The organism is Streptomyces sp. NPDC018026 (assembly GCF_044327745.1).
Lineage (GTDB): Bacteria > Actinomycetota > Actinomycetes > Streptomycetales > Streptomycetaceae > Streptomyces > Streptomyces rubrogriseus.
The window spans coordinates 40,787-65,294 of the sequence record NZ_JBIRFY010000013.1 but is presented as its reverse complement, the minus strand read 5'-3'; the positions used below and the strand labels follow the sequence as shown (position 1 = coordinate 65,294).

Sequence of the window (24,508 nt, the reverse complement as noted above, 5' to 3'; positions counted from 1 at the left end):
TAACCGCAGGTCAGACGGCTAGGCACCCTCGTGGGCCGTGTCCGGGCCGTCAGCGGCAGGCTCCTCGTCAGAGAAGACGCGGTCCACGGCGGCCCGGGTCCGGGTCCCGCTCGACGGCATCAGGTGCGTGTACGTCCGCAGCGTGAAGCCTGGGTCGTGGTGCCCCAGGTACTCACTGAGAGCCTTGATGCTCTCCCCCGCGTCCAGGAGCACCGAGGCGTAGAAGTGCCGCAAGGCGTGCATGCCGTTGTCCCGACCGGTCTCAACACTCGCGGCCCGAAGTGCCGGCCGCCAGACGCGATCGTTGAAGCGGTTCCGGTCGAGCGGCAACCCAGCAGGACCGGTGAAGATGAGCGACGCCGTGACCGGCGGACCGTCGAGGTTCTTCCAGGGCAGCGTGATCCGCGTCGCGGGGTGGCTCTTGAGGTGAGCGGCCAGGGCGAAGGCGACGGACTGAGGCAGAGGAACGTCACGCTCCTTGCCACCCTTCGGCGGAGCGAACACCGGCCGGTGCAGACGCAGTAGCTTGACCTGCCGGACGACGTGGACCACTCCCCCGAGGAAGTCGACGTCTTCCACGGCCAGGCCGAAGACCTCTCCTTGGCGCAGGCCGCACCCGGCAGCGACGTTGACGAGCGCCTGGTAGCGGTCCGGCAGAGCCGAGCGCACATCCATGATCCGCTCAGCAGGCCACGGCTTGACCTTGCGAGGCTCCAGACGCGGCGCACGCACGGACCGAGCGCTACACGGGTTGGCGCGGATGATCCGGTCTTCCACGGCGGAGGTGAACACCGTCGACACGTGGGCGAAGATGCCGCGTCGGTACCCCGCCGAGAGCCCACGATCTTCCAGCGTCCGCAGCCAGACCCGCAGATGCGACGGTGTGAAGGACGCCAGAGGCCGCGTGCCCAGGTACGGAATCGCGTGCAGACGGAGGCGACTCTCCACCGACTCACGGGTCAGAGGGTCAGTGATCTGCGAGGCCATCCACTCAGTGGCGTACTGCTCGAACGTGACCTTGCCTGCCACGGGGTCCACGTAGTCCCCGCGAGACATGTCGGCCTCGATGTTGGCCAACCACTGTTCTGCCTTGCGCTTCTGCTTGTCCGGGAAGCTCTTGGACTTCTCGGAGCCGTCGGGGCCGACATAGCGGGCGCGGTAGCGCAGTCCGACGCCGAAGCGGTCGGTCTTGACCTTGACGGTCTTGCCGTCGGTGCCGGTCTCGACCTTGTACCAGCGGTCTTGCACGTGTCCGGCCATCAGGCGGCCCTCTCCATCTGGGACTCGACCCAGACGCGAACGTCTTCGGGGTCGAAGCGAAGGTGTCGACCGACGCGGAAGCCGCGCGGTCCGGTCTGCTTGCGGCGCCACTGATAGACGGTCTCGACCGGGATGCCTAGCAGGTCGGCCAGGTCGACCGGGGTCAAGTAGCGGTCGGGCAGCGAGCGCTTCATGCCCACACCTCCACGTCGTCCAGGTCGGCGAGCGCTTCGCGTGCTGTCTCTCGGTTCGTACGGATCTCCTTTGCGATCGTTGCGGCGAGCCAGGATTCGCCGGGGGTGTGGCCCTGCCCGGCGTAGGTCCAGTGGGCGAGCACGAGCGTGGAGCCCTCCGTGTCGTCGAGGTCTTCGGAGAGCCCGCGTTCGCGGCGTTCCTGGCGGGCGCGGTAGTCGGCGCGGACCTGGCGGAGGGCGCCGAGGGTGGTGGAGTACTGACGGCTCTTGGTCGAGAAGTGCCCGCGGAATCCGAGCATGTGAGCCCAGCGCGCCAGCATGCGATCCGGGTAGGCGTCGTCCAGGTCCCAGCACGCTTCGATGAGCCGTCGCGTGTGCGCGGGCAGCGGCAGCTTGTCCAGCTCGGAAAGCTCCCCGATCCGGCGGTCAACGGTGCCCGTGGTCTCGGCTGCTTTGGTGGCGTACTTGGCGACGTAGGAGGCCACGGCCTGTTCCGTCAGCTCCTCGTGCCCGAGGGCGCCGATGGGCTGCACGTCGACCTGCTCACCCCACCGCAGCGTGCGGGCGGGGAAGTCGCCGGACGCGGGGACCGGTACGGAGACGCGGGCGGCGGCGGCACGGATCGAGGCATCCAGGAGAGCGACCGTGGCCCATGCCGGCGGGGCGGTGTCGGGTCCGTCGGGTCCGTCGAGGCGGACCACGGCGTGGAAGTGGACGGAGCCGCGTTTCTGGAACTCGGCGACCTTGCCGAAGGAGACCCGGCACACCTCCTTCATGGCCGCTTGGGTGATCCCGGCGTGCGCGGCGATCTCGCGGCGTAGGTAGATGGTGAAGCGGCGCCACAGGTCGGAGGCGAAGTTGTTCCACAGCACCGCGCCCGCGTAGTCGTACCGCTCCGGAGCGAGCGCCGTGCCCAGCTCCGGGGCATCCTCGGCATGCGTGTGCCCGCAGCGGCAGCGCCCAGAGTCCGGCCGGTTGTGCACGGCCCCGAAGGAGGGGGCGGTGAGGGTGGCGAAGACGCGGGGGTGATCCCGCACGGTGGCGGGCACGTCCTTGCGTTCGTCGCCCGTGATCCCGGATCGGATCAGGTGGTAGGTGTCCCCGGCGTAGGTCCAGGCGCAGGCGGGGCAGCGGGAGGCACGGCGGTTTCCGCAGGCGACCCGGAGGGCGCCGCCCGGCTCATGCTCGGTGCTGTAGGAGTAGAGCACATCACCGGTCGCGCGGTCGCGGGTGACGGTCTGGCCCATCAGGCGGATGGGGTGCGAGCAGCCGCCCGTGCGGCGAATCTGCTCCTGCCAGCGGTCGAAGCCCGGAGAGTTGGCCACGCGCAACAGGTCGGCGAGAGTCACGGGGTCGGTACCCATGGAGGCCGCAGCACCGGCCACGGCCTCCGGGGAGACGGGGAAGTCCGTCATGCGTACACCCGCCTCGGGGTCTGCATGAGCCCCTTGGGGTTGTGGCCGGGGCACGCCACCAGGGCCGAATCCGTCGGCTCATCCGGGTCGAAGCAGAACTCGGACCAGCCGGTACCACCGCAGAGGCAGGCCCCCTCGACCTGGACACGGCCGTTCCGCTCACGAGCCCCGTCACTCACCTCGATCATGAGGAGGGTGAGGGAAGCCAGGCTCTCGGCGCGGTTCAGCCTGGCCGCCTGCGGGAAGCGCGCACGGTGGGCCTTCTTCTGCTCGCTGGTCGCGACGTGGGACAGCATCCGGAAGCCGCGCAGGAACGCAGCCGACTGGTAGAGGTCTTCCAGTCCCATCCGGAGGGCGCCCTGAACGATCCACGCCTCGACCTGCGCCTCGTCACCGCGCTTGTAGGCGTACTTGGTGGGCTTGTCCGACGCGTACAGCGCCACCGCCCGTTCTGCGTTCGATAAGTCCCTAACGCATACGGCGGGAGTGGTCGGGGCAACGTGCTCAGCAACCAGAGTTGCGGGCATGATGGGACTTCCCTTCCAGGGAGCCAGGGGCGGCGGTTCTTCTTGGCGGTTGAGCGCCGCCCCTGGGCAAGGCTTAGTGGTGCCGGGATGGTCCGTACAGCAGGTACATCCCTAAGGTTCCCTAGGGCACCTTAGGGTGTCAAGGGGTACGCTAGGGATGTAGTCAACTGAGACGAGGAGATGACCCCCATGGCAGACCAGGCCGACAATCGAGCGCCCTATGCGCAGATTGCCGCCCACTACGCGGAACTGATCACATCCGGTGAACTCCAGCCGGGCACGCTTCTGCCGAGCATCAAGAACCTGTCGCAGGAGTGGAGCGTCAGCACTGCGACTGCCGAGAAGGCTCTGCGGAAGCTGCGCAACGAAGGCCTTGTCAGGGGCATCCATGGCATCGGAACCGAGGTCTTGGACCGTCCCGCTCCTATGTCCTCCGGGTCTCAGCGCCAGGACCGAGGTCGCCGCACCGGGTCCAGTTGGGGAACCGGCGAACGGTCGGACTCGCATCAGGCCTCGGTGGTGCCGGCGCCCGCAGAAGTGGCCCAGGCACTGGACCTCAAGCCCGGCTCGAACGTGATCCGACGCAGCCGGGTCTACCGCGACCGACATGGCATCGTCGCGCACTCCACGTCATGGATTCCCGCCCGGTATGGAGAGCTGATCCCCCAGCTCACGAGCAGCGAGCGACTTACCGGAGGAACCTCCCTGCAACTCATCGCGCAGGCAACCGGCCGCCCGATCACGCACCGGTTCGACACCGCATCCGCTCGGCTGCTCACTCCGGATGACGCGAAGCTGCTGGAGCTGGACCCCGAGAAGGCCCCGCGGGACCCGGCAGTCGTCATGACTGCGCGGTTCGTCGACAGCGAAGGCGCAGTCGTTGAGTACGGCGTCGACCTCGGCGGCCCTGGGCGCACGTGGCAGACGGAATCGGAAGTCACTCAGTGAACCGCGCTCGCCAACCGTTCTGTGTCCTCATGGTGGGACTTCCCGGCTCAGGGAAGACGACTCTGGCCCGTGCTCTGACAGCACGGGGGTTCGTCAGGCTCTGCCCGGACGAGGAGATGTTCCGTCGTCATGGCGTGTACGGGGTCGACTTTCCCCGAGGGACGTTCCCGGCCCTTGAGCGGCCGATCCTCGAAGAGACTGCCGTGCAGCTCCGCGAGGAACTCCAGGCCGGTCACGACGTAGTGGTCGACCACGGCTTCTGGACGCCGGAAGACCGGGCCCACTGGCGATCGATCGCTACCGAAGCTGGCGCGATTTCGGTGGTGGTTTACCTGGAGGCCAGCCACGAAGAGCTGTGGTCTCGCGTCAGCAAGCGCAATGCTCGGCACGAGGACGACCCGAACTCGATCTACTTCGCCGAAAGCGACCTGCTCCGCTACCGCAAGCGTTTCGTTGCCCCGGAGCCCGGTGAACCACACATCGTCTACAGCGGCGATCCTGAGTCGGTTCTCAAGACCCTGCAATCAGAGCAGACCAGCCCATAGTCCGAGAGCGCAGGCACCCAGCCGACACAGGCACGAGTTACAGGTTTCTCTACCTCATCAAGCCCCGGCTGCGCTCCGCTCCGCCGGGCGCGCTTCCCGGCTCCGCTCCGGGCGCCGCTCCTGCCTTCGGCCCGCTCCGCCCGCGCTGCGCCGACGCGCGCCCTGGTAAGGGTTGGCCGTTGGCATGAGGTCAGAACACGTCGTGGCTGGGGCGGTCGACTCCACGGCTTTAGGCAGCCACTTTGGGGCGAGCCTCTAAGATCTTGGCCCCAACGTCGTGCTTTAACGGGCAGGTCCACAGACTGCCCGACTCGCCATCAGCTTACGGGGCCAAGATCACTCGCCCCAAAGCAGCTCCAGCCCAAAGCCGCTCCACCGACCTAGAGTGCTAGCGTTCCCGTAGCAGCTCTCTCAAGATTCGGTCAGCCTCCGGTTCCGTGATCTCCCACCGATCGAAGTCCCCAGTGATCTTGTAAAAGGGTTCAAGCGCTGAAAGGGCGACCTTAGCCTCATGCATGGCGTCTATGAACCGATCGACCCCACGTTCACGCAGGCGCTGGTTGTACGCCTCGACGGTCTCCGGGCTGCCTCCCACGTACGAGGCAGGAACGCCGTTAGGGAAGTGCCTGGCTACCTGAGCGATGCGCAGCGCGGAGATAGCTTGATTGAAGGCTTCTTTGCGAGCCCGCCTCCACGAGAGATGAGACGTCAGCCAAGGGGAAAGAGACGCCCCCACGAAGGCCCCGACTAGGCCAGCAATTGGCGTCAGCCACGTGACCGGACCAGCCATGATTTCTCCCCGGAGAGTTGATGGCGCCCGATCTCACAGCCACAATGACAGAACACTGCCGAGCGCACTCAACAGGACGCCTGCCACGGTCAGGAGCGCCGGCCACTTCAATCCCTCAGCGACCAGCGTCAGGGCGTTGAGCTGAGCGTGCTCATCGAAATACTCCACCATCCCCCAGTTACCGTGAGGCACGCGAACCGCATGCCTCAGCGCCGTCTTCTCGTCCTCCGGTATGGACGCGTCATGAGCTATGTCATCCAACCGCTGCAGGTCGGACTTGAGCGTCCTGTAGTTCCTCAGTGTCCCAATGGCCCCCCAGTAGACACCCGCGACGGAGAACGCCGCACCCACACACACCACAGCGACAGTGATCGAAAAGAGCACAGCGCAACGCTACATTGACGCACCTGGCTTGAACGGAAGATCACCCAACTTGCGCCCGCTCCTGGGCCGTCTCCGGGCCGTACGAGGGCGCCCAAGGGCGACCAACACTGACAACCGTTGACGGGTCAATCGCAGGTCACAGCATTGATCGCTTACAAAGACGCACGTCAGCGAGACGCCCCCGCACTTCTTCGGCTACTGACCCTCCCGGGCGGGGCTCCCCCGACACTGCTTCCGCGCTCTCTCCCGCTCAGCGCGGTCTGCGGGGCAGCGCTGTGCTCGCGTAGGCTGGAGGCATGTCGACCACGCAGGAGCGCACGGCGGAGCAGGATCTGCCGTTTGACGTGTTCTCCCGGGCCTGTCCCTCGCGCGGCACCCTGGAGCACGTCACCGGGCGCTGGGGCGCGCTGACGCTCGGCGCCCTGTACGAGGGGTCCTTCCGGTTCAACGAGCTGCGGCGCCGGGTGGACGGTGTCAGCGAGAAGATGCTGGCCCAGACCCTGCACGCGCTGGAGCGCGACGGACTGGTGCACCGCGAGGCCCAGCCGACCAACCCGCCCCGGGTGGACTACGAACTCACGGCGCTGGGCCACGAGGTGGCCGGGCGGCTGCTCGCGCTCATCGAGTGCGTCGAGGGGCGGATGGACGAGGTGCTGGCCTCGCGCGAGCGGTACGACGAGCAGCGGATGCCTACGGCGTGAGCCGTGGCGGGCGCTGGCACTTCGGGCAGAAGTAGCTGGAGCGGTTCATCCACGGCCGGCGCCGCATCGGTGTGCCGCACCGGCGGCAGGGCAGGCCCTCGCGACCGTACGCGTCGAGCGAGCGTTCGAAGTAGCCGGACTCGCCGTTGACGTTGACGTAGAGGCTGTCGAAGCTGGTGCCGCCGACGGCGAGGGCGGCGTTCATCACGTCCCGGACGTGGCCGAGCAGTTCGGTGGTGCGGGGGCGGGTGAGGGTCGCCGTGGGGCGTTCGTAGTGCAGGCGGGCGCGCCAGAGGGCCTCGTCCGCGTAGATGTTGCCGACGCCGCTGATCAGGGACTGGTCGAGCAGGGCCCGTTTGACCGTGGTGCGCTTGCGGCGCAGGGCGTGGTGGAAGGCCTCGTCGTCGAAGAGGGGGTCCAGCGGGTCGCGGGCGATGTGCGCGATGACGTCGGGCAGCCCGTCGGCTGACGTGTCGTGCAGGGAGAGGCCGCCGAAGGTGCGCTGGTCGACGAAGCGGAGTTCGGTGCCGAGGGCGTCGGCGAAGCGGACCCTGATGCGCAGGTGCTTCTCGGCGGGTGTCTCGTGCGGCTGGACCAGGAGCTGGCCGCTCATGCCGAGGTGGGCGAGGACAGCCTGGTCGGTGTCCTCAAGGGGCAGCCACAGGTACTTGCCGCGGCGGCTGGGCGTGCCGATGCGGTGGCCCTTGAGGCGGTGGGCGAAGTCGTCGGGACCCGCGATGTGCCGGCGTACCGCGCGCGGGTGCAGCACCTCGGCGTCGGCGACCGTCCGGTGGGCGGCCCAGCGCTCCAGGCCGCGCCGGACGACCTCTACCTCGGGCAACTCGGGCATGGCTTCCCCTCGGGCGGGCCGGTCCGGCGGTCCGGGCCGGTGGATGTGCGAAGAGCCTAACGCCCGCCCCGGCAAAGGGGCGGGCGCTGGGACCGTGTGGTGGACGGGTCAGGCGGAGGCGGACGCCTCGTCGGGGTCCGCGTCGGCGTCGGGGTCCGCGTCGACGGCGTCGGCCGTCGCCTTGGCGCGCTCGTCCGCCGCGGCCCGGATGGACCGCCACGCGGATTCCGCGGCCTGCTGCTCCGCCTCCTTCTTGCTGCGGCCGGTGCCGGTGCCGTACGAGACGCCTCCGACGCGGGCGGCAGCAGTGAAGGTCTTCTCGTGGTCCGGGCCGGTCTCCGTGACCAGGTACTCGGGGACGCCGAGTCCTTCGGTCGCGGTGAGCTCCTGGAGGCTGGTCTTCCAGTCCAGGCCGGCACCGAGGTTCGAGGACTTCTCGATCAGCGGGTCGAACAGGCGGTGCACCAGTTCGGAGGCCGCGTCGAGGCCCTGGTCGAGATAGACCGCGCCGATCACCGCTTCGAGGGTGTCGGCGAGGATGGACGCCTTGTCCCGGCCGCCCGTGCCCTCTTCACCGCGGCCGAGCCGGATGAAGGAGCCGAGTTCGAGCCCGCGGCCCACCTCCGCCAGCGCACGCGAGTTGACCACCGCGGCCCGCAACTTGGCCAGCTGGCCTTCGGGCAGGTCGGGGTGGGTGCGGTACAGCGTGTCCGTGACGACGAGGCCGAGCACGGAGTCCCCGAGGAACTCCAGCCGCTCGTTCGTCGGCAGACCGCCGTTCTCGTACGCGTAGGAACGGTGGGTCAGTGCACGCACCAGAAGGGCGGACTCGAGCTGATAGCCGAGCCGCCCTTCCAGAAGCGTGTGGGACGAGGCCTGGGTGTCCGCCTTCTTCTTGGCGGGTGGGTCCGCCTTGGCGTCTTCCGCCTTCTTGGGGACTGACACAGTGCCTCTCACCAGCCGCTCAGACCTCGAGGACCTGGCGCTTGTTGTAAGTGCCGCAAGCCGGGCACGCGATGTGCTGCAGCTTGGGCTCGTGGCAGCGCTCGCACGCAACCAGGGTGGGGACCGCAGCCTTCCACTGCGACCGGCGGTGGCGCGTGTTGCTGCGCGACATCTTCCGCTTCGGAACAGCCACGGCTACTTCTCCTGCTTCTCGGCGGCGTCCGCGGAATCCGACCCGTCGCCGCTCATCTCGTCCTTCTCGCCGTCTCCGAGTGAACCGGCGAGTCCCTGCAATGCCGCCCAACGAACGTCGACGGCGTCATGGTGGTGGTCCGGGTCGTCCGACAGGCGCACTCCGCACTCGGAGCACAGACCCTGGCAGTCTTCCTGGCACACCGGCTGCATCGGCAGTGCGAGCACCACCGCGTCACGCAGCACGGGTTCGAGGCCGATCAGTCCGTCCTCGACGAAGAACCTGTCCTCGTCGTCCTCGGCGTCGTCGCCCGGTTCCGCCACGGGGCGGCCACGGTCGTCGGCGTCAGGGTACGAGAACAGCTCCTGGAAGTCCGCTTCGAGCTGCTGCTCCAGCGGCTCCAGACACCTTACGCACTCCCCCTCGGCCCTGGCACGGGCGGTGCCTGTGACGAGCACCCCTTCCATGACCGACTCGAGCCGGAGATCGAGCTCCACCGGGGCGCCTTCCGGCACTCCGATGACTCCCTGGAGACCGAAGTCCTTGGGAGCGTCGACCGTGCGGGTCAGGCGCTGGAGCGCACCGGGCCGCCGTCCCAGCTCGTGCGTGTCGAACACGAGGGGGTCGCGGTGGTCGAGGCGCGCGTTCAGAACCATTCCTGCTTTCGGTCTTCGTGGGTTGAGGGTGCCGCCCTTCGGTGTTCCCGGGCAGCGGCGATCGCGGACGTACGCGCGACCGAAGAGCCAGGATACTGGACCATTCGCTCTCGGCCCAATCCGGCCCGGGAGGCCCCCTCGCCCCCGGCGCGGTCCTACAGGCCGCGGCCCTGCTCGTACGCCCGCAGCTGTTCGGCGCTGATCATGCTGGTGTCGAAGAGGCTGGTCTCGTCGAGCGCCTGCGGATGGGCCTGCGGGGGGTGCGGGGGCTGCTGCGGCTGCGGGGGCTGGCCGTAGCCCTGCTGTGCGTCGTATGCCTGCTGCCCGCCGTCGTACTGGTAGGCGTACGGGTCGGCGCCCTGCTGCTGGTAGCCGTACGGGTCCGGTCCGCCGTCGTAGGTCTGCTGGTAGGCCGCGTACGGGTCGGGCTGCTGCTGGGAGGCGTAGCCGTACGCCGGTTCCTGGGACGGCATCTCGGGCACGGCCTGCGCCGGCATCTGGACCGGCAGCTGTGCCGCCACGGGCTGCTGCTCGCCGTACTGGGGCTGCCCCTGCTGCTCGGCGGAGGCGGGGGCGGGGGCGGGAGCCGGCACGTCGGCGAGGCCCGCGAGGTCGGCGAGGTAGTCGGCGTCGCTGGAGTGCTGGACGGTGGTCATGTCGTCCGCGAGGGCGCCGAGGTCGTCGGTGGCGATCCGGCCGTGCAGCTTCTGGCGGCCCCGGCCGACCGCGTCCAGGGTCTTGGCCAGCACGGCCTCGAAGGCGCCGAGCTTGGTGTCGACGTAGGCGTCGGCGTCGCGGCGCAGGGTCTCCGGGTCGTGGCTGCGCTCGGGGGCGTCCTCGTCCTCGTAGCCGTTCTCGTCGAGTCCGGGTCCGGTGCCGAGGAGCTTCTCGCGGCCGCGGCCGACGGAGCCGAGGGTCTTGGTGAGCACGACCTCGAAGTTGGCGAGCTTGGAGTCGACGTAGTCGTCGGCCTCGGCGCGGACCTCCTCGGCCTCCTGGCGGGCCTCGGTGAGGATCCGGTCGGCCTCGGCCTGGGAGCGGCGGGCGACCTCGGTGTCGGCGATCAGGGAGCCGCGCTCGGCGTGCGCGCCCTCGATGATCCGGTCGGCCTCCTGGCGGGCCTGCGCGACCATCTGCTCGCGGTCGCCGATCAGTTCCTGGGCCTGGGCGAGGGAACCGGGCAGCTCCGCGCGCAGCTCTTCCAGCATCGAGAGCAGTTCGGCGCGGTTGACCACGCACGAGGCCGACATGGGCATGGCGCGGGCGCCGGAGACCATCGCGGTGATCTCGTCGAGCTTGTTCTGCACGTCCACCGTGTGCTCGCCACTCTCTACAGCTGTGTTGGAGACGGACGGGACGACTGTACGACCCCGGGGTGTCCGGGGGACACCGGGTGACGGGTTGTCAGTCCCCGGGGGCTGCGGCGGTGGCCGTGCGACCGGGCGGTCAGCGGTTCCTCAGACGCTCCGTGAGGGCGTCGAGGACCAGCGGCGGCACCAGGTGGGCGACGTCGCCACCCCAGGTCGCGACCTCTTTGACCAGGGAGGACGACAGGAAGCTGTAGGTGGGGTTGGTGGGGATGAAGAGGGTCTCCACACCGGAGAGGCCGTTGTTCATCTGGGCCATCTGCAACTCGTAGTCGAAGTCGCTGACCGCGCGCAGGCCCTTGACGATGGCCGGGATCTCGCGCTGCTTGCAGAAGTCGACGAGCAGGCCGTGGAAGGACTCCACGCGGACGTTGCCGTACTCGGCGGTGACCCGGCGGATGAGGTCGATCCGCTCCTCGATCTCGAACAGGCCCTTCTTCGCCTGGTTGATCATCACGGCGACGTAGACCTCGTCGTACAGGCTGGAGGCCCGGGCGATGATGTCGAGGTGTCCGTTGGTGATCGGGTCGAACGACCCGGGACAGACGGCACGGCGCACTTGAGTTCCCTCGCTCTCCGGTCCGGTCATCGTGCGTCTTCGCACGTAGAGGCGGCGCGACCGTACCAAAACGTTCCCTCGCCGTAGCGACGGGCCCGGATGGCTTCGAAGCCGTGCGGCCAGCGGAATTCGCCGCCCCTGGTGCTGCGCTCCACGGTGACGAGCGCTTCCGTCCCGAGCCACCCCTCCGTGCGGAGTGTGAGCAGGATCTCCCGAAGATCGTCGTCCGAGACGGCGTACGGCGGGTCCAGGAAGACGACGTCGTAGGGCTCGGCGGGGGCCGGGGTGCGGATGATCTGTTCCGCTTTGCCCGCCCGGACCTCGGCGCCGGGCAGACCGAGGGAGTCGACGTTCGCCCGGACCGTGCGGGCGGCGCGGGCGTCGGCCTCCACGAGCAGGACGTGCCCGGCGCCGCGGGAGAGCGCCTCCAGGCCGACGGCGCCGGAACCCGCGTACAGGTCGAGGACCCGCTCGCCGTCCAGCGGGCCCCCGAGCAGGGACTGCCAGGTGGAGAACAGGCCCTCGCGCGCACGGTCGGAGGTGGGGCGGGTGCCGGTTCCCGGCGGGACGGCCAGTCGACGTCCGCCGGCCTTGCCGGCGATCACGCGGGTCATTTCTGGGTCCTTGTCGGTGTGCTCGGGTGGACGGACGGTGTCCGTTGCCAGTCTCTCAGCCCTTCTCCAGGTACTGCTCCCGCTCGTCGTCCAGCAGCGCCTCCAGGGCCGTGCGCAGCCCGGGCAGGCCGGTCAGCTCCGGGTCGGCGGCGACGACGGCGGCCGCCTCCTGCCTCGCCTCCGCGATGATCTCCTCGTCCTCGATGACGGCGAGGACGCGCAGGGAGGTGCGGGCGCCGGACTGGGCCTGGCCGAGGACGTCGCCCTCGCGGCGCTGTTCGAGGTCGATGCGGGAGAGCTCGAAGCCGTCGCGGGTGCTCGCGACCGCGTTCAGCCGCTGGCGGGCCGCGCTCGCCTCGGGCATCTCGCTGACCAGCAGACACAGGCCGGGGGCGGAGCCGCGCCCGACCCGGCCGCGCAGCTGGTGCAGCTGGGAGACGCCGAAGCGGTCGGCGTCCATGATCACCATCGCGGTGGCGTTGGGGACGTTCACGCCGACCTCGATGACGGTGGTGGCGACCAGGACGTCGGTCTCCCCGGCGGCGAAGCGGCGCATGACCGCGTCCTTGTCGTCGGGCTGCATCCTGCCGTGCAGGACCTCCACCTTGAGCCCTTGGAGCGGGCCCTTGGCGAGGCCCTCGGCGACGTCGAGGACGGCGAGCGGGGGTCGTTTGTCGGCGTCGCCCTCCGGGGGCTGCTGGGACTGCTTGGCGCCCTTCTTGGGGTCGTCGTCCTCGTCGCCGATACGGGGGCAGACGACGTACGCCTGGTGGCCGTTGGAGACCTCCTCGCGGACCCGTTCCCAGGCCCGGGCGAGGAAGTGCGGCTTGTCCGCGGCCGGGACGACATGGCTGGCGATCGGGGACCGGCCGGCCGGGAGCTGGTCGAGGACGGAGGTCTCCAGGTCTCCGAAGACGGTCATGGCGACGGTGCGCGGGATGGGCGTGGCGGTCATGACGAGCAGGTGCGGGGGCTGCTTGCCCTTGCCGCGCAGGGCGTCGCGCTGCTCCACGCCGAAGCGGTGCTGCTCGTCCACGACGACCAGGCCGAGGTCGTGGAACTGCACCTTGTCCTCGATCAGCGCGTGCGTGCCGATGACGATGCCCGCCTCGCCGGTGGCCAGGTCGAGCAGGGCGTGGCGGCGGGCGGCGGCGCCCATGGAGCCGGTGAGCAGCACCACCTTGGTGGCGTGCTCGGCGCCGCCCAGCATCCCGCCCTCTGCCAGCTCGCCCATCATCTCGACGACCGACCGGTGGTGCTGCTGGGCGAGCACCTCGGTGGGCGCCAGCATCACGGCCTGCCCGCCCGAGTCGACGACGGCGAGCATGGCGCGCAGGGCGACCATGGTCTTGCCGCTGCCCACCTCGCCCTGGAGCAGCCGGTGCATCGGGTGGTCGGTGGCGAGGTCGTCGAAGATCTCCCGGGAGACCTTCCGCTGGCCGTCGGTGAGGGTGAAGGGGAGCCGGTCGTCGAAGGCGGTGAGCAGCCCGTCGGCGCCGGGCTTCCTGGGGACGGCGGGCAGCTGCGTCTCGGCGTGCCGGCGGCGGGCGAGGGCGACCTGGAGGACGAAGGCCTCGTCCCACTTCAGGCGGGCGCGGGCGTCCTCGATGTCGGCCTTGGTGTGCGGGCGGTGGATCTTGAGGAGGGCCTCGGGCAGGGAGACCAGGCCCCGGCCCTCGCGCAGGGAGCCGGGGAGCGGGTCGACGGCCTCCTGGGCGCTGGGCAGCACCGTCTGGATGGCCTTGGCGAGCTTCCAGGACTCCAGCTTGGCGGTGGCCGGGTAGAGGGGGATGAGGGCGCCCGCCCACGACTCGACGCTCTCGGCCCCGTCGCCTTCGCCGTCACCGCCGCGCAGCAACTCGTACGCCGGGTGGGCCAGTTGCAGTCGGCGGTTGAAGACGGAGACCTTGCCCGCGAACATCGCGCGGGTGCCCGGCAGGAGTTCCTTGTGGGGCTTGTGGACGCCGTTGCCGAAGAAGACCAGTTGGAGGCGGCCGCTGCCGTCCGTGATGGTCACTTCGAGGCGCTGCCCCTTGCCGCGCGGGGCCTTCGAGGAGGCGAAGGTGTGCAGGCGGGCGTCGGCGACCTGGGCGACCACCGTGACGTGCTCGTCCATGGGCAGGTCGGCGAGGTGGGTGAGCTGACCGCGCTCCTCGTATCTCCGGGGGTAGTGGTGGAGGAGGTCGCCGACGGTGTGCAGGCCGAGGTGCTCGGCCATCACCTTCGCGGTGGCGGGGCCGAGCACCTTCTTCAGGGGTTCTTGCAGTGCGGGCACGAGATCCATTGCACACCACGCCACTGACAACGGCCCGGGGGGAGCGCCGTAAACGGCCCCGCGCTCCTCCGCTACTCCACGCCGACCAGCAGCAGGGCGCCCTGCCGGCCGCCCCGGTAGACCACCGTGTCGACGGCGAGGTAGGCCTCCCGGACGCGGGCCTCCAGCCGGTCGGCGACGGCCCGCGGCGCCTCGTCGCCGAGGACCAGGGTGACCAGCTCGCCGCCGGCCGACAGCATGCGGTCCAGGACGGTCGCGGCGACCTGGGAGACGTCCGCGCCGATCACGGCCACGTCGCCGTCGATGAGGCCGAGCACGTCACCGGCCTGGCAGATGCCGGCCGTGGTCCAGGACTGGCGTTCGGCGACGGTGACCTCGGCGTGGCGGGTGGCGCCGGCCGCTGAGGTCATCGCCACCACGTCCTCGTCGAAGCGCCGCTCGGGCTCGTGCACGGCGAGCGCGGCGATGCCCTGGACCGCGGAACGGGTCGGGATGAGGGCGACGCGGATGCCCTCGGTGCGGGCCTGCTCGGCCGCCGCGGCGGCGGTGTGGCGCAGTTCGGCGTCGTTGGGCAGCAGTACCACTTCGCGCGCGTGCGCCCGCCGGACGGCCTGGACCAGCTCGCCGCTCGCGGGCGGCTCCCCGGGGCGCGCGAGCAGGGTGGTCGCGCCTGCCTCGGTGTACAGCCCCGCCAGGCCCTCCCCCGGTACGACGGCCACCACCGCGCGCTGGGCCCGTTCCCGGGGCGGGCGCTCGGTCCCCGCGGTGTGCGCGTCGCCGTGCCCGAAGTGGGTGATGCGGATCCGGTACGGCCGGCCGGCCTCGATGCCGGCCTCCACGGCGGCGCCCGCGTCGTCGACGTGCACGTGGACGTTCCACAGCCCGTCTCCGCCGACCACGACGAGCGAGTCCCCGAGGGCGTCGAGCCGCTGCCGCAGCCGGGCCACGGCCGCGTCCTCGGCCTCCAGGAGGTAGATCACCTCGAAGGCGGGACCGCCCTCGCCGCCGTCCTCGGCGCACTCCCCCGTGGACCGCTCCTCCGCGAGCCTCTCGCCGCCACGCTCCACGCGTGCGTGCGGCACGGCGACCGGGCCGGGCGCCCGGCCCGTGAACGTCTCCACCAGGGCGGCGAGGACCGTCACCAGGCCGTGGCCGCCCGCGTCGACCACTCCGGCGCGCTCCAGGGCGGGCAGCTGGCCCGGCGTGGCGGCGAGTGCCGCGCGGGCACCCTCGTAGGCGGCGCGGGCCACCTCGGCGCAGTCGCCCTCGGCCCGGTCGGCGGCGTCCGCGGCGGCCGAGGCGACGGTCAGGACGGTGCCCTCGACCGGGTGGGCGACGGCCTGCCGGGCGGACGCGGCGGCGTGCCGCAGGGCCCGTCGCAGACCGGAACCCTCGGCGCGGTCGCCGTCGCACCGCGCGGTGAGCACCTGGGCCATGCCGCGCAGCAGCTGGGCGAGGATCGTGCCGGAGTTGCCCCGCGCGCCGATCAGCGCGCCGTGCGCCATGGCACCCACGGCGTCGGCCAGCGAGGGGCCGTCGCCCGTCTCCCTCGGCGACTCGCTCGCGCCCCGCGCCCCCGCGTCCAGCTCGTGTGCCGCGAAGACGGCCTCCACGGCCGCGGCCGCCGACTCGACGGTCAGGTAGAGGTTCGTGCCGGTGTCCCCGTCGGCGACGGGGTAGACGTTGATCGCGTCGATCTCCTCGCGCGCCCGGCCCAGCGCGCGCAGCGACAGACCGCACCAGGTACGCACCGCCAGAGCGTCGAAGAACCTCTGCGGCACCTGCGCCACCTGCGCCTCCCTGAGCTGCGGACGTGGCAGGCAGCGTAGACCTTGACCGGCCTGTCCAGCGGAAGAGGGCCGGGGCGGGCCGCTGAGCTGCCGTGGTAGTTTCGTTGTACGGGAGCAGCCGTTGTATGCTGCTCCGGTTGCCCGATCCCGATCGGGCCATCCCCCTGGCACCGCCACTCAGATCCCGGCCCGTTCGCGAGTCCGAGAGCTTGATCCCGGCATGCCGGGATCAACCGTAAGTGCATCTGAAGTCTTTGGAGTGACCCGTGGCTGCCAACTGCGACGTCTGTGGCAAGGGGCCGGGCTTCGGCAACAACATCTCGCACTCGCACCGCCGTACGTCCCGTCGCTGGAACCCGAACATCCAGCGTGTGCGTACCGTGGTGGGCGGGACGCCGAAGCGCGTGAACGCTTGCACCTCGTGCATCAAGGCCGGCAAGGTCTCGCGCTGACGCGTCTCAGCTGAGCGCGCGGCCACTGCCTGGTCCGCTGTAGGGAGCCGGTCCACCTCGTGTGGACCGGCTTTTTGCCGTGTCCGGACCCGTCCGGATCCGCCCAAATCCGTCCGGAGCCCTGGTCCGCGCCGTTCCCCACCGTGCCAGAATCCCGGGAATGCGCCGCACACCCGTCGACTGGTCTTCGGCGACGAGTCCCGCTACCTGCGCTTCCAGGACCACTACGTGGTCGGCTTCGGCATCCCCAACCACCTGGGCCTCGACCGCGCCGGCCGCCTGTACAGCGAGCCGGACCGCGCGGTCTGCGTCGGCAACTACGACGGCGACCCGGAGCGCGCGGGCTCGGCGACGCCGGGTACGGCGCCACCATGGGCGGCATGGGCACGGGCGTGGCGATCGTCGGCGCGTACGTGCTCGCCGGTGAACTCGCCCTGGCGGACGGCGACCATCGCACCGCGTCCGCCGAGTACGAGTCCCGGATCCGGGACTTCGCCAAGGGCTGCCAGAAGGTCTCCGGCAACGCGGGCCCGTTCTTCGCCCCGCCCACCGAGCGCCGTATCCGCAGCCGCGACCGCGTGTACCGGCTGCTCGCCCACCGTCTGATGGCCGACTTCTTCAAGCGGCTCACGGAGAAGGCGGCCACGGGCATAGAGCTCAGGGAGTACCCGGCCTGAGCGCCCAGCCGTGGTCCACCGGTCCGATGCCGTCGCCCAGCGCGAAGCCCGCCGCGATCGCCCCGGTGACGTACTCCTTGGCCGCCCTCACCGCCTCCGGCACCGACCGTCCCTTCGCCAGCCCGCAGGCCACGGCGGAGGCGAGGGTGCAGCCCGTGCCGTGCGTGTGCCGGTTGTCGAGGCGGGGGGCGCGCAGCCAGTGCTCCTCGGAGCCGTCGGTGAGCAGGTCGACGGCGTCGCCGGCCAGGTGGCCGCCCTTGATCAGCACCCAGCACGGTCCGAACGCGAGGACGGCATCCGCGGCCCGGCGCAGATCCGTTTCGGACTCGACGCGTACGCCGGTGAGTTGCGCGACCTCGTCGAGGTTGGGTGTGGCGACGGTGGCGACCGGGAGGAGCCTGGTGCGGACCGATTCCAGGGCGGAGGCGGCGAGCAGCGCGTCCCCGTGCTTGGAGACGCCGACCGGGTCCACGACGGCGGGGGCGTCGGTGCCGGCGAGCAAGTCGGCGACGGTCTCCACCAGTTCGGCGGAGGAGAGCATCCCGGTCTTGACCGCCTGCACGCCGATGTCGTCCACGACGCTGCGGTACTGGGCCCGCACCGCCTCCACGGGCAGTTCCCAGGCGCCCTGCACGCCGCGGGAGTTCTGCGCGGTGACCGCGGTGAGGACGCTCATGCCGTGGGTGCCGAGGGCGAGCATCGTCTTCAGGTCGGCCTGGATCCCGGCGCCGCCGCCGGAGTCGGAGCCCGCCACGGTGAGGACCAGCGGCAGTGCCGTCACGACTCCACGTCCCCGCCGAAGTGGTCCCAGCCGCCCTTGCTGGTCCAGGGGGCACCGTCGACCGTCACCTGGGGCAGTGCGGAGGGGTTGAGGACCTCGCCGATGACCTTCCAGCGGGCGGGGAGCTTCACGTCCGGCGGGAAGGTCGCCACGATCGCGTGGTCCTCGCCCCCGGTGAGGACCCACTGCATGGGGTCGACGCCGACGGCCTGCCCGATGTCGTTCATCTGGGACGGGATGTCGATCTGCCCGGAGCGCACGTCGATCCGGACCTTGCTGGCCTCGGCGATGTGCCCCAGGTCGGCGATCAGCCCGTCGCTCACGTCGCACATGGCGGTGGCGCCCAGGCCCGCGGCGGCCGGACCCGCGTGGTACGGCGGCTCGGGGCGGCGGTGGGCCTCGACGAAGGCGCGCGGCGAGCGGAAGCCGCGGGACAGGACGGCGAACCCGGCGGCGGACCAGCCCAGCCAGCCGGTCACCGCGACGAGGTCGCCGGGCTGGGCGCCGGCCCGGGTGACGGGTTCCTGGTTGCGCAGGTCGCCGAGCGCGGTGATGGACACGGTGATGGTGTCGCCGCCCACCACGTCGCCGCCGACCACGGAGGCGCCCGCGACCTGGCACTCGTCGCGCAGCCCGTCCATCAGCTCGGTCGGCCAGGTCACCGGCAGTTCGGCGGGCACGACCAGGCCGAGCAGCAGTGCGGTCGGCACGGCCCCCATGGCGGCGATGTCGGCCAGGTTCTGCGCCGCCGCCTTGCGGCCCACGTCGTACGCGGTGGACCAGTCGCGGCGGAAGTGCCGCCCCTCGACGAGGATGTCGGTGCTGGCCACCACCCTGCGGTCGGGCGCGGCCACCACCGCAGCGTCGTCGCCGGGACCCACCCGGACCGCCGGGGTGGTGGTGAGACGGGAGGTGAGCTCCCTGATGAGCCCGAACTCCCCCAGCTCACCAACAGTGCCCTTCATCGCCTTGGCTCCCCTTCTGTCCCAGTCCCTGTCCGTGCCCGTGTCCGTGCCCGGTCGCGCGTCATCTCTGTCCTCGTTACGGTCGGAATGACCGTCGCCACGGTCGGCGTGATCGTCAACTCGTGTCCTCCCGGCACCCCGACGCGCGAGGCCCGCGGCCCGCGGGTCTCCCCTCGGAGAGCGGCTACGCGATACCGTGGCGTTCCTTTTCCCCACATGATCCTCGTGGCCGCTCTGGAGGTTCCGTGGTACAGGCGTACATTCTGATCCAGACCGAGGTCGGCAAGGCATCGACCGTCGCCGAGACGATCAGCAAGCTCCCCGGCGTGATCCAGGCCGAGGACGTGACAGGACCTTACGACGTCATCGTCCGCGCCCAGTCGGACACCGTCGACGAACTCGGTCGCATGGTGGTCGCCAAGGTCCAGCAAGTGGACGGCATCACCCGCACGCTGACCTGTCCGGTCGTCCATCTCTAGCTCCTGCCCCCTCTCCGCCGCTCGGTCCCGTCCCGTTGATCGCCGCCGCGTGCTGTTCCTCAGCAGACGACGGCAAGTGGACGACGGTTCCCGGACCGGACAGGAAACCCGCTGATCATACTGCGAGAAGGCGACCCCCGAGGGAGTCGCCTTCTGCGTGGTCACGGCGCGAAACGCGTCAGCGCAGTCCCGTGGACCGCCGCAGCGCCGCCTGGACCAGCCGGTCCACCAGCTCCGGGTAGCTCACACCGCTCGCCTGCCACATCTGCGGGTACATGGAGATCGGCGTGAAGCCGGGCATGGTGTTGATCTCGTTGATCACGAACTCGTCGTCCTCGGTGAGGAAGAAGTCCGCGCGCACCAGCCCCTCGCAGGAGGCCGCGTCGAACGCCGCCACGGCCAGGCGCTGGACCTCGGCGGTCTCCTCGGCCGTGAGCGGGGCCGGCACGATGCCGGGGGTGGAGTCGATGTACTTGGCCTCGAAGTCGTAGTACGCGTGCTCGGAGGGCGGCGGGATCTCGGCCGGGACGGAGGCCCGGGGGCCGTCCTCGAACTCCAGCACCCCGCACTCGATCTCCCGGCCGCGCAGCGCCGCCTCGACCAGGATCTTCGGGTCGTGGCGCCGGGCCTCCTCGATCGCCTCGTCGAGGCCGGAGAGGTCGTCGACCTTGGTGATGCCGATCGAGGAGCCCGCGCGCGCGGGCTTCACGAACAGCGGCCAGCCGTGCTCGCCGGCGAAGTCGACGATCTTCTTGCGGGCGCCGGAGCGGTCCTGCTCCCACTCGCGGGGCCGGATCACCGCGTACGGGCCGACCTTCAGCCCGTAGGAGGTGAAGACCGCCTTCATGTACTCCTTGTCCTGACCGACGGCGGAGGCGAGCACGCCCGCGCCGACGTAGGGCACGCCGGACAGCTCCAGCAGGCCCTGGAGGGTGCCGTCCTCGCCGTACGGGCCGTGCAGCACGGGGAAGACGACGTCGACCTCGCCGAGCGCCTTGGGCACCGAGCCCGGTTCGCTGTAGACGACCTCGCGGTTGGCGGGGTCGACGGGCAGCAGCACTCCGCCCTCGGTCGACTCGGCCAGTTCCTCGACGTCGGGCGTACGGCGTTCGGTGATCGCCATGCGTTCCGGTTCGTCGGCGGTGAGGGCCCAGCGGCCGTCGCGGGTGATGCCGATCGGCAGGACGTCGTAGCGCGTCCGGTCGATGGCCGCGAGGACGGCGCCGGCGGTGACCACGGAGATCCCGTGTTCGGAGCTGCGCCCGCCGAACACGACGGCCACCCGCGGCTTGCGGGGCGGCCGCTGGGGGCTCTGCTCAGGGTTCTGGGGGAGGTTCTCGGTGCTCATATCGCGTTGAGAGTACCCGCACGCGGTGCCGTGAGTCAGCGTCCGCGGGGCCGCGTGGCGTCCGGTTTCCGCGGCGCCCCGGGCGGTGTCGCTCAGCGTCGTTCGGGCTTCGCGCTGCGCGACATCAGTTCCTTCACGGCGACCACCGGGGACTTGCCCTCGTGCACGATGGCGACGACCGTCTCGGTGATCGGCATGTCGACGCCGTGCCTGCGGGCCAGGTCCAGCACCGACTCGCAGGACTTGACGCCCTCGGCGGTCTGCCTGGTGACCGCGATGGTCTCCTCCAGGGTCATGCCCTTGCCGAGGTTGGTACCGAAGGTGTGGTTGCGGGACAGCGGCGAGGAGCAGGTCGCCACCAGGTCGCCGAGTCCGGCCAGGCCGGAGAAGGTCAGCGGGTCGGCGCCGAGGGCGACTCCGAGGCGGGTGGTCTCGGCGAGGCCGCGGGTGATGAGGGAGCCCTTGGCGTTGTCGCCGAGGCCCATGCCGTCCGCGATGCCTACGGCGAGCCCGATCACGTTCTTCACGGCGCCGCCCAGTTCGCAGCCGACGACGTCGGTGTTGGTGTAGGGGCGGAAGTACGGCGTGTGGCAGGCGGCCTGGAGGCGCTGGGCGACGGACTCGTCGGGGCAGGCCACGACGGCGGCGGCCGGCATGCGGGCGGCGATCTCGCGGGCCAGGTTGGGTCCGGTGACCACGGCGATGCGCTCGGGGCCGACCTTGGCGACGTCCCCGATCACCTCGCTCATCCGCATCGCGGAGCCGAGTTCGACACCCTTCATGAGCGACACCAGGACGGTGCCGGGCGCCAGCAGGGGCGTCCAGTCGGCGAGGCCCGCGCGCAGCGTCTGGGAGGGGACGGCGAGGACGGTGAAGTCGGCGTCGTGCGCGGCCTCGGCGGCGTCGGTGGTGGCCCGCAGGTTCTCGGGGAGTTCCACGCCGGGCAGGTAGTCCGGGTTGGTGCGGGTGGAGTTGACGGCGTCGGCGAGTGCGGCGCGGCGCCCCCAGAGGGTGACCTCGCAGCCCGCGTCGGCGAGGACCGTGCCGAAGGCGGTGCCCCAGGATCCGGTGCCGAAGACGGCCGCCTTGACCGGCTTGCTCACGTGCTCTGCCCTTCTGCCTGTGGTCCACGGGTGCGCGGGGGCACCGGCCGCGACTTGGCCTGCTGGGTGCGTTGCCGCTGCTCGATCCGCTCGCGGCGCGGGTCGTAGGGGGTTTCGGGTGCCTTCTCGCCGCGGATCTCCTCCAGCTGGCGGGTGACGGCGGCCATGATGACCTCGGTGGCCTCCTTCAGCACCTCCGTGGTCATCTCCCTGTCGTAGAACCGCGACAGGTCGACCGGCGGGCCGGCCAGCACCTGGTGGGTCTTGCGCGGCAGGAGGCTGGGCTTCTTGGCGTACGGCGGCAGCAGTTCGTTGCAGCCCCACTGGGCGACCGGGATCACCGGGCACTTGGTCTGCAGGGCGACGCGTGCGGCACCGGTCTTGGCGGTCATCGGCCAGCCGTCCGGGTCGCGGGTGAGGGTGCCCTCGGGGTAGAACGCGACGCACTCGCCGCGCTCCACGGCGTCGATCGCGGCCCGGAAGGCGCTCAGCGCGTCGGTGCTCTCACGGTAGACGGGGATCTGTCCGGTCCCCCGCATCGCGGCGCCGACGAAGCCCTTCTTGAAAAGGCCGCTCTTCGCCAGGAATCGCGGGACGCGTCCGGTGTTGTACTGGTAGTGCGCGTACGCGAAGGGGTCCACGTGCGAATTGTGGTTCACGGCGGTGATAAATCCGCCGTCGGCCGGAATGTTCTCCATTCCCCGCCAGTCCCGCTTGATCAGAACCACCAGCGGCGGTTTGCAGATCACCGCGGCCAAGCGGTACCAGAAGCCGATTCTGCGGCGGGGCACGCTGACACCTTTCCTCCAGGGCCTGGGGCCGGACAAGTGTCGCCCCGGGCCGCCCGTCTGTCGAGAACACCGTACGCCCCGAAGAGTGAACCGCCAGGTCTCGCAGGTGACAATGACGGCGACGAGAGAAGGACGGAACGCTCGTGCAGTGGACCTTGGTCGTACCCGTGAAGGCCCTTGCCCGGGCCAAGAGCAGGCTGTCGGACACCGCGGACGACGGGGTGCGGCCGGGGCTCGCGCTGGCGTTCGCACAGGACACCGTGGCGGCCGCGCTGGCCTGCCCGGCGGTCGCGGATGTGGCAGTCGTCACGGACGACGCGCGGGCCGGCCGGGAGCTGGCGGCGCTCGGCGCGGGCGTCGTCGCGGACGAGCCCGGCGGCGGCCTGAACGCCGCGCTGGCGCACGGGGCGGTCGTGGTACGGGCGGCCCGGCCGAAAAGCCCGGTGGCCGCGCTCAACGCCGATCTTCCCGCGCTGCGGCCGGCCGAATTGGCGCGGGTCCTGGCCGCGGCCGCACAATTCCCCCGCGCCTTTCTCCCGGACGCGGCCGGAATCGGCACCACCTTGCTGGCCGTGGCGCCGGGCCGGGAATTGGCGCCCGCATTCGGCACGGATTCACGGGCCCGCCACCGGGCGTCCGGCGCGGTGGAACTGGGTCTCGACGCGGTGGATTCCGTACGGCAGGACGTCGACACCGGTGGTGATCTGCGCTCCGCGCTGGCGCTCGGGGTGGGTCCCCGTACGGCCGCGGTGGCGGCGCGGTTGCTGATCGCCGGGCAGTAGGCTGCCGGCATGCAGGCCACCGCGTACACGTACGACCCCGAAAGCCGCAGCGGGCAGGTGCTGCTCGCCGACGGGACGCCCGTGCCCTTCGACGCGGCGGCGTTCGACGCGGGGGGCCTCAGGCTGCTGCGGCCGGGCCAGCGGGTGCGCATCGAGACCGAGGAGACGGGCACGGACGCCGACTCGGGCGCGGGCACCGACTCGGGTGCGGGTGCGGGCGCGGGGCGCCGGATCACGCTGGTGACCCTGCACACGTTCTGACCGGCGGGGCCCGTGCGACGGGTCCCGGACACGCCGCGGGCCGGACTCCGAGAGGGAGTCCGGCCCGGCGCGTGAGTGCCCTGTGCCCGTTCGCCCGCCGGCGCGGGGTGCCGCCTGCTACTTCTTGCGGGCGGTGGCCTTCTTGGCGGTGGTCTTGCGGGCCGTCGACTTCTTGGCCGGGGCCTTCTTGGCGGTCGCCTTCTTCGCGGGAGCCTTCTTGGCGGCGGTCTTCTTCGCCGCCGCCGTGGTGCTCTTGGCGGCGGACTTCTTGGCGGTGGTCTTCTTCGCCGTCGTCTTCGCCGCGCCGGTGGTCTTCTTCGCGGTCGTCTTCTTCGCCGCCGCCGACGTCTTCTTGGCCGCGCCCGTGGCCTTCTTCGCGGCGCCCGTGGCCTTCTTGGCGGCGGCCTTCTTGCCCGCGGCCTTGGAGATGGTGGGCGGCGGGCCGGACAGGCTGCCCTTGGGGGCCTTCTTGACCGCGATGTCGTTCTTCGGAAGCTTCTTCGAGCCGCTCACCAGGTCCTTGAAGCCCTGGCCCGCGCGGAAGCGCGGCACGGAGGTCTTCTTGACCCGAACCCGCTCGCCGGTCTGCGGGTTGCGGGCGTAACGGGCCGGGCGGTCGACCTTCTCGAAGGAACCGAAGCCGGTGACCGAGACCCGGTCGCCCGCGACGACCGCACGGACGAGGGCGTCCAGGACCGCGTCGACAGCGTCGGCGGCCTGCTGCCGGCCACCGAGCTTGTCGGCAATCGCTTCTACGAGCTGCGCCTTGTTCACGTCTTCCCCTTCGGAGACATCGCCAGAACGAATGTGTTCAAGCTTTTTCGCACGTTAGGCAGATATATACCGCAAATCAAAC

The 24,508-nt window shown here is 70.8% G+C and carries 28 protein-coding genes and 1 pseudogene; 8 read left to right on the top strand and 21 right to left on the bottom strand.

Annotated elements, in window-relative coordinates:
• Positions 1–18 precede the first annotated feature (18 nt).
• Genes ACH4D3_RS31670 through ACH4D3_RS31655 form a run of 4 tightly spaced genes read right to left on the bottom strand, consistent with a single transcriptional unit; the run spans position 19 to position 3,312 of the window.
• Positions 19–1,260 carry a tyrosine-type recombinase/integrase gene (locus ACH4D3_RS31670; RefSeq protein WP_398329204.1) on the bottom strand — a complete coding sequence of 414 codons (1,242 nt, stop codon included), beginning with the start codon at positions 1,258–1,260 and terminating at the stop codon, positions 19–21.
• Positions 1,260–1,454: a helix-turn-helix domain-containing protein gene (locus tag ACH4D3_RS31665; RefSeq protein ID WP_282089775.1), complete on the bottom strand. Its 195-nt coding sequence runs from the start codon at positions 1,452–1,454 to the stop codon at positions 1,260–1,262. Before ACH4D3_RS31665 ends, ACH4D3_RS31670 begins: the two co-directional genes overlap by 1 nt.
• Entirely contained in the window at positions 1,451–2,869 is a 1,419-nt protein-coding gene (repSA, locus tag ACH4D3_RS31660; protein ID WP_398329201.1) for a replication initiator protein RepSA, read from the bottom strand. The genes ACH4D3_RS31665 and repSA overlap by 4 nt, the downstream gene beginning before the upstream one ends.
• Positions 2,866–3,312 (bottom strand): hypothetical protein, encoded by a 447-nt coding sequence (locus ACH4D3_RS31655; protein ID WP_398329198.1) that lies wholly within the window; start codon positions 3,310–3,312, stop codon positions 2,866–2,868. The genes repSA and ACH4D3_RS31655 overlap by 4 nt, the downstream gene beginning before the upstream one ends.
• A gap of 273 nt (positions 3,313–3,585) precedes the next feature.
• On the opposite strand from ACH4D3_RS31655, the gene ACH4D3_RS31650 reads away from it, so the two are divergent.
• Positions 3,586–4,344 carry a GntR family transcriptional regulator gene (locus tag ACH4D3_RS31650; protein ID WP_226486828.1) on the top strand — a complete coding sequence of 253 codons (759 nt, stop codon included), beginning with the start codon at positions 3,586–3,588 and terminating at the stop codon, positions 4,342–4,344.
• Entirely contained in the window at positions 4,314–4,889 is a 576-nt protein-coding gene (locus ACH4D3_RS31645) for an AAA family ATPase (RefSeq protein WP_398329194.1), read from the top strand. Before ACH4D3_RS31650 ends, ACH4D3_RS31645 begins: the two co-directional genes overlap by 31 nt.
• Positions 4,890–5,277: 388 nt before the next feature.
• On the opposite strand, the gene ACH4D3_RS31640 is transcribed toward ACH4D3_RS31645, so the two are convergent.
• Positions 5,278–5,679 carry a hypothetical protein gene (locus ACH4D3_RS31640; protein WP_398329191.1) on the bottom strand — a complete coding sequence of 134 codons (402 nt, stop codon included), beginning with the start codon at positions 5,677–5,679 and terminating at the stop codon, positions 5,278–5,280.
• Between the two features lie 33 nt (positions 5,680–5,712).
• Positions 5,713–6,063, bottom strand: coding sequence for a hypothetical protein (locus tag ACH4D3_RS31635; RefSeq protein ID WP_398329188.1), 351 nt, complete (start codon positions 6,061–6,063; stop codon positions 5,713–5,715).
• A gap of 296 nt (positions 6,064–6,359) precedes the next feature.
• On the opposite strand from ACH4D3_RS31635, the gene ACH4D3_RS31630 reads away from it, so the two are divergent.
• Positions 6,360–6,764 (top strand): winged helix-turn-helix transcriptional regulator, encoded by a 405-nt coding sequence (locus tag ACH4D3_RS31630; RefSeq protein ID WP_398329185.1) that lies wholly within the window; start codon positions 6,360–6,362, stop codon positions 6,762–6,764.
• On the opposite strand, the gene mutM is transcribed toward ACH4D3_RS31630, so the two are convergent.
• From mutM to ACH4D3_RS31585, 9 genes are all read right to left on the bottom strand, one after another.
• Entirely contained in the window at positions 6,754–7,614 is an 861-nt protein-coding gene (mutM, locus tag ACH4D3_RS31625; protein WP_398329182.1) for a bifunctional DNA-formamidopyrimidine glycosylase/DNA-(apurinic or apyrimidinic site) lyase, read from the bottom strand. The genes ACH4D3_RS31630 and mutM overlap by 11 nt on opposite strands.
• Positions 7,615–7,722: 108 nt before the next feature.
• Positions 7,723–8,571, bottom strand: coding sequence for a ribonuclease III (gene rnc, locus ACH4D3_RS31620; RefSeq protein ID WP_398329179.1), 849 nt, complete (start codon positions 8,569–8,571; stop codon positions 7,723–7,725).
• Positions 8,572–8,578: 7 nt separating this feature from the next.
• A complete protein-coding gene (gene rpmF, locus ACH4D3_RS31615) occupies positions 8,579–8,752 on the bottom strand; it encodes a 50S ribosomal protein L32 (RefSeq protein ID WP_006139588.1) in 174 nt (57 codons plus the stop codon).
• 2 nt (positions 8,753–8,754) lie between these two features.
• Positions 8,755–9,408 carry a YceD family protein gene (locus tag ACH4D3_RS31610; protein ID WP_398329176.1) on the bottom strand — a complete coding sequence of 218 codons (654 nt, stop codon included), beginning with the start codon at positions 9,406–9,408 and terminating at the stop codon, positions 8,755–8,757.
• 155 nt (positions 9,409–9,563) lie between these two features.
• Positions 9,564–10,721 (bottom strand): cell division initiation protein, encoded by a 1,158-nt coding sequence (locus ACH4D3_RS31605; protein WP_398329173.1) that lies wholly within the window; start codon positions 10,719–10,721, stop codon positions 9,564–9,566.
• Positions 10,722–10,854: 133 nt separating this feature from the next.
• Positions 10,855–11,334, bottom strand: coding sequence for a pantetheine-phosphate adenylyltransferase (coaD, locus tag ACH4D3_RS31600; protein WP_398329170.1), 480 nt, complete (start codon positions 11,332–11,334; stop codon positions 10,855–10,857).
• Between the two features lie 26 nt (positions 11,335–11,360).
• The gene (gene rsmD, locus ACH4D3_RS31595; RefSeq protein WP_391907154.1) at positions 11,361–11,948 is read right to left on the bottom strand and encodes a 16S rRNA (guanine(966)-N(2))-methyltransferase RsmD; all 588 of its coding nucleotides are present in this window, start codon (positions 11,946–11,948) and stop codon (positions 11,361–11,363) included.
• Between the two features lie 55 nt (positions 11,949–12,003).
• Complete coding sequence (gene recG / locus ACH4D3_RS31590) at positions 12,004–14,232, bottom strand: ATP-dependent DNA helicase RecG (protein ID WP_398329167.1); 2,229 nt, start codon at positions 14,230–14,232, stop codon at positions 12,004–12,006.
• 62 nt (positions 14,233–14,294) lie between these two features.
• Positions 14,295–16,013: a DAK2 domain-containing protein gene (locus ACH4D3_RS31585; protein ID WP_398329164.1), complete on the bottom strand. Its 1,719-nt coding sequence runs from the start codon at positions 16,011–16,013 to the stop codon at positions 14,295–14,297.
• Between the two features lie 266 nt (positions 16,014–16,279).
• Between ACH4D3_RS31585 and rpmB the strand changes: the two genes are divergently transcribed.
• Positions 16,280–16,465: a 50S ribosomal protein L28 gene (rpmB, locus tag ACH4D3_RS31580; protein ID WP_003993230.1), complete on the top strand. Its 186-nt coding sequence runs from the start codon at positions 16,280–16,282 to the stop codon at positions 16,463–16,465.
• Between the two features lie 171 nt (positions 16,466–16,636).
• Positions 16,637–17,142 (top strand): annotated as a pseudogene (locus ACH4D3_RS31575) (hypothetical protein); the annotation flags it as partial.
• Here ACH4D3_RS31575 and thiD read toward each other — a convergent pair.
• Together thiD and ACH4D3_RS31565 are read right to left on the bottom strand one after the other, a co-directional pair.
• Positions 17,123–17,923, bottom strand: a complete 801-nt coding sequence (thiD, locus tag ACH4D3_RS31570; RefSeq protein ID WP_398329161.1) for a bifunctional hydroxymethylpyrimidine kinase/phosphomethylpyrimidine kinase — start codon at positions 17,921–17,923, stop codon at positions 17,123–17,125. The pseudogene ACH4D3_RS31575 and the gene thiD sit on opposite strands and share 20 nt — an antisense overlap.
• The gene (locus tag ACH4D3_RS31565) at positions 17,920–18,888 is read right to left on the bottom strand and encodes a thiamine-phosphate kinase (protein WP_398329158.1); all 969 of its coding nucleotides are present in this window, start codon (positions 18,886–18,888) and stop codon (positions 17,920–17,922) included. The genes thiD and ACH4D3_RS31565 overlap by 4 nt, the downstream gene beginning before the upstream one ends.
• A gap of 245 nt (positions 18,889–19,133) precedes the next feature.
• Here ACH4D3_RS31565 and ACH4D3_RS31560 point away from each other — a divergent pair, with 245 nt between their 5' ends.
• Positions 19,134–19,367, top strand: coding sequence for an Lrp/AsnC family transcriptional regulator (locus tag ACH4D3_RS31560; RefSeq protein WP_003973433.1), 234 nt, complete (start codon positions 19,134–19,136; stop codon positions 19,365–19,367).
• 178 nt (positions 19,368–19,545) lie between these two features.
• Here ACH4D3_RS31560 and ACH4D3_RS31555 read toward each other — a convergent pair whose 3' ends face one another.
• The 3 genes from ACH4D3_RS31555 to ACH4D3_RS31545 all read right to left on the bottom strand — a co-directional run bounded on the left by ACH4D3_RS31555 (position 19,546) and on the right by ACH4D3_RS31545 (position 22,609).
• Positions 19,546–20,715: a D-alanine--D-alanine ligase family protein gene (locus tag ACH4D3_RS31555; RefSeq protein ID WP_398329155.1), complete on the bottom strand. Its 1,170-nt coding sequence runs from the start codon at positions 20,713–20,715 to the stop codon at positions 19,546–19,548.
• A gap of 92 nt (positions 20,716–20,807) precedes the next feature.
• Entirely contained in the window at positions 20,808–21,818 is a 1,011-nt protein-coding gene (locus ACH4D3_RS31550) for an NAD(P)H-dependent glycerol-3-phosphate dehydrogenase (RefSeq protein ID WP_398329152.1), read from the bottom strand.
• Positions 21,815–22,609, bottom strand: coding sequence for a lysophospholipid acyltransferase family protein (locus tag ACH4D3_RS31545; RefSeq protein ID WP_398329149.1), 795 nt, complete (start codon positions 22,607–22,609; stop codon positions 21,815–21,817). The genes ACH4D3_RS31550 and ACH4D3_RS31545 overlap by 4 nt, the downstream gene beginning before the upstream one ends.
• A gap of 143 nt (positions 22,610–22,752) precedes the next feature.
• Here ACH4D3_RS31545 and cofC point away from each other — a divergent pair, with 143 nt between their 5' ends.
• Entirely contained in the window at positions 22,753–23,391 is a 639-nt protein-coding gene (gene cofC, locus ACH4D3_RS31540) for a 2-phospho-L-lactate guanylyltransferase (RefSeq protein WP_398329146.1), read from the top strand.
• 9 nt (positions 23,392–23,400) lie between these two features.
• On the top strand, positions 23,401–23,652 hold the full coding sequence (locus ACH4D3_RS31535; protein WP_398329143.1) for a hypothetical protein: 252 nt from the start codon (positions 23,401–23,403) through the stop codon (positions 23,650–23,652).
• A gap of 117 nt (positions 23,653–23,769) precedes the next feature.
• On the opposite strand, the gene ACH4D3_RS31530 is transcribed toward ACH4D3_RS31535, so the two are convergent.
• Positions 23,770–24,426: an HU family DNA-binding protein gene (locus tag ACH4D3_RS31530; protein WP_087807049.1), complete on the bottom strand. Its 657-nt coding sequence runs from the start codon at positions 24,424–24,426 to the stop codon at positions 23,770–23,772.
• Positions 24,427–24,508: the final 82 nt, after the last annotated feature.

Excerpts from the sequence above, each read along its gene's own strand:
- ACH4D3_RS31670 (WP_398329204.1), bottom strand. The coding sequence starts at position 1,260 with ATGGCCGGACACGTGCAAGACCGCTGGTACAAGGTCGAGACCGGCACC.
- ACH4D3_RS31665 (WP_282089775.1), bottom strand. The coding sequence starts at position 1,454 with ATGAAGCGCTCGCTGCCCGACCGCTACTTGACCCCGGTCGACCTGGCC.
- repSA (WP_398329201.1), bottom strand. The coding sequence starts at position 2,869 with ATGACGGACTTCCCCGTCTCCCCGGAGGCCGTGGCCGGTGCTGCGGCC.
- ACH4D3_RS31650 (WP_226486828.1), top strand. The coding sequence starts at position 3,586 with ATGGCAGACCAGGCCGACAATCGAGCGCCCTATGCGCAGATTGCCGCC.
- ACH4D3_RS31640 (WP_398329191.1), bottom strand. The coding sequence starts at position 5,679 with ATGGCTGGTCCGGTCACGTGGCTGACGCCAATTGCTGGCCTAGTCGGG.
- ACH4D3_RS31630 (WP_398329185.1), top strand. The coding sequence starts at position 6,360 with ATGTCGACCACGCAGGAGCGCACGGCGGAGCAGGATCTGCCGTTTGAC.
- mutM (WP_398329182.1), bottom strand. The coding sequence starts at position 7,614 with ATGCCCGAGTTGCCCGAGGTAGAGGTCGTCCGGCGCGGCCTGGAGCGC.
- ACH4D3_RS31610 (WP_398329176.1), bottom strand. The coding sequence starts at position 9,408 with ATGGTTCTGAACGCGCGCCTCGACCACCGCGACCCCCTCGTGTTCGAC.
- rsmD (WP_391907154.1), bottom strand. The coding sequence starts at position 11,948 with ATGACCCGCGTGATCGCCGGCAAGGCCGGCGGACGTCGACTGGCCGTC.
- recG (WP_398329167.1), bottom strand. The coding sequence starts at position 14,232 with ATGGATCTCGTGCCCGCACTGCAAGAACCCCTGAAGAAGGTGCTCGGC.
- ACH4D3_RS31565 (WP_398329158.1), bottom strand. The coding sequence starts at position 18,888 with ATGAAGGGCACTGTTGGTGAGCTGGGGGAGTTCGGGCTCATCAGGGAG.
- ACH4D3_RS31555 (WP_398329155.1), bottom strand. The coding sequence starts at position 20,715 with ATGAGCACCGAGAACCTCCCCCAGAACCCTGAGCAGAGCCCCCAGCGG.
- ACH4D3_RS31535 (WP_398329143.1), top strand. The coding sequence starts at position 23,401 with ATGCAGGCCACCGCGTACACGTACGACCCCGAAAGCCGCAGCGGGCAG.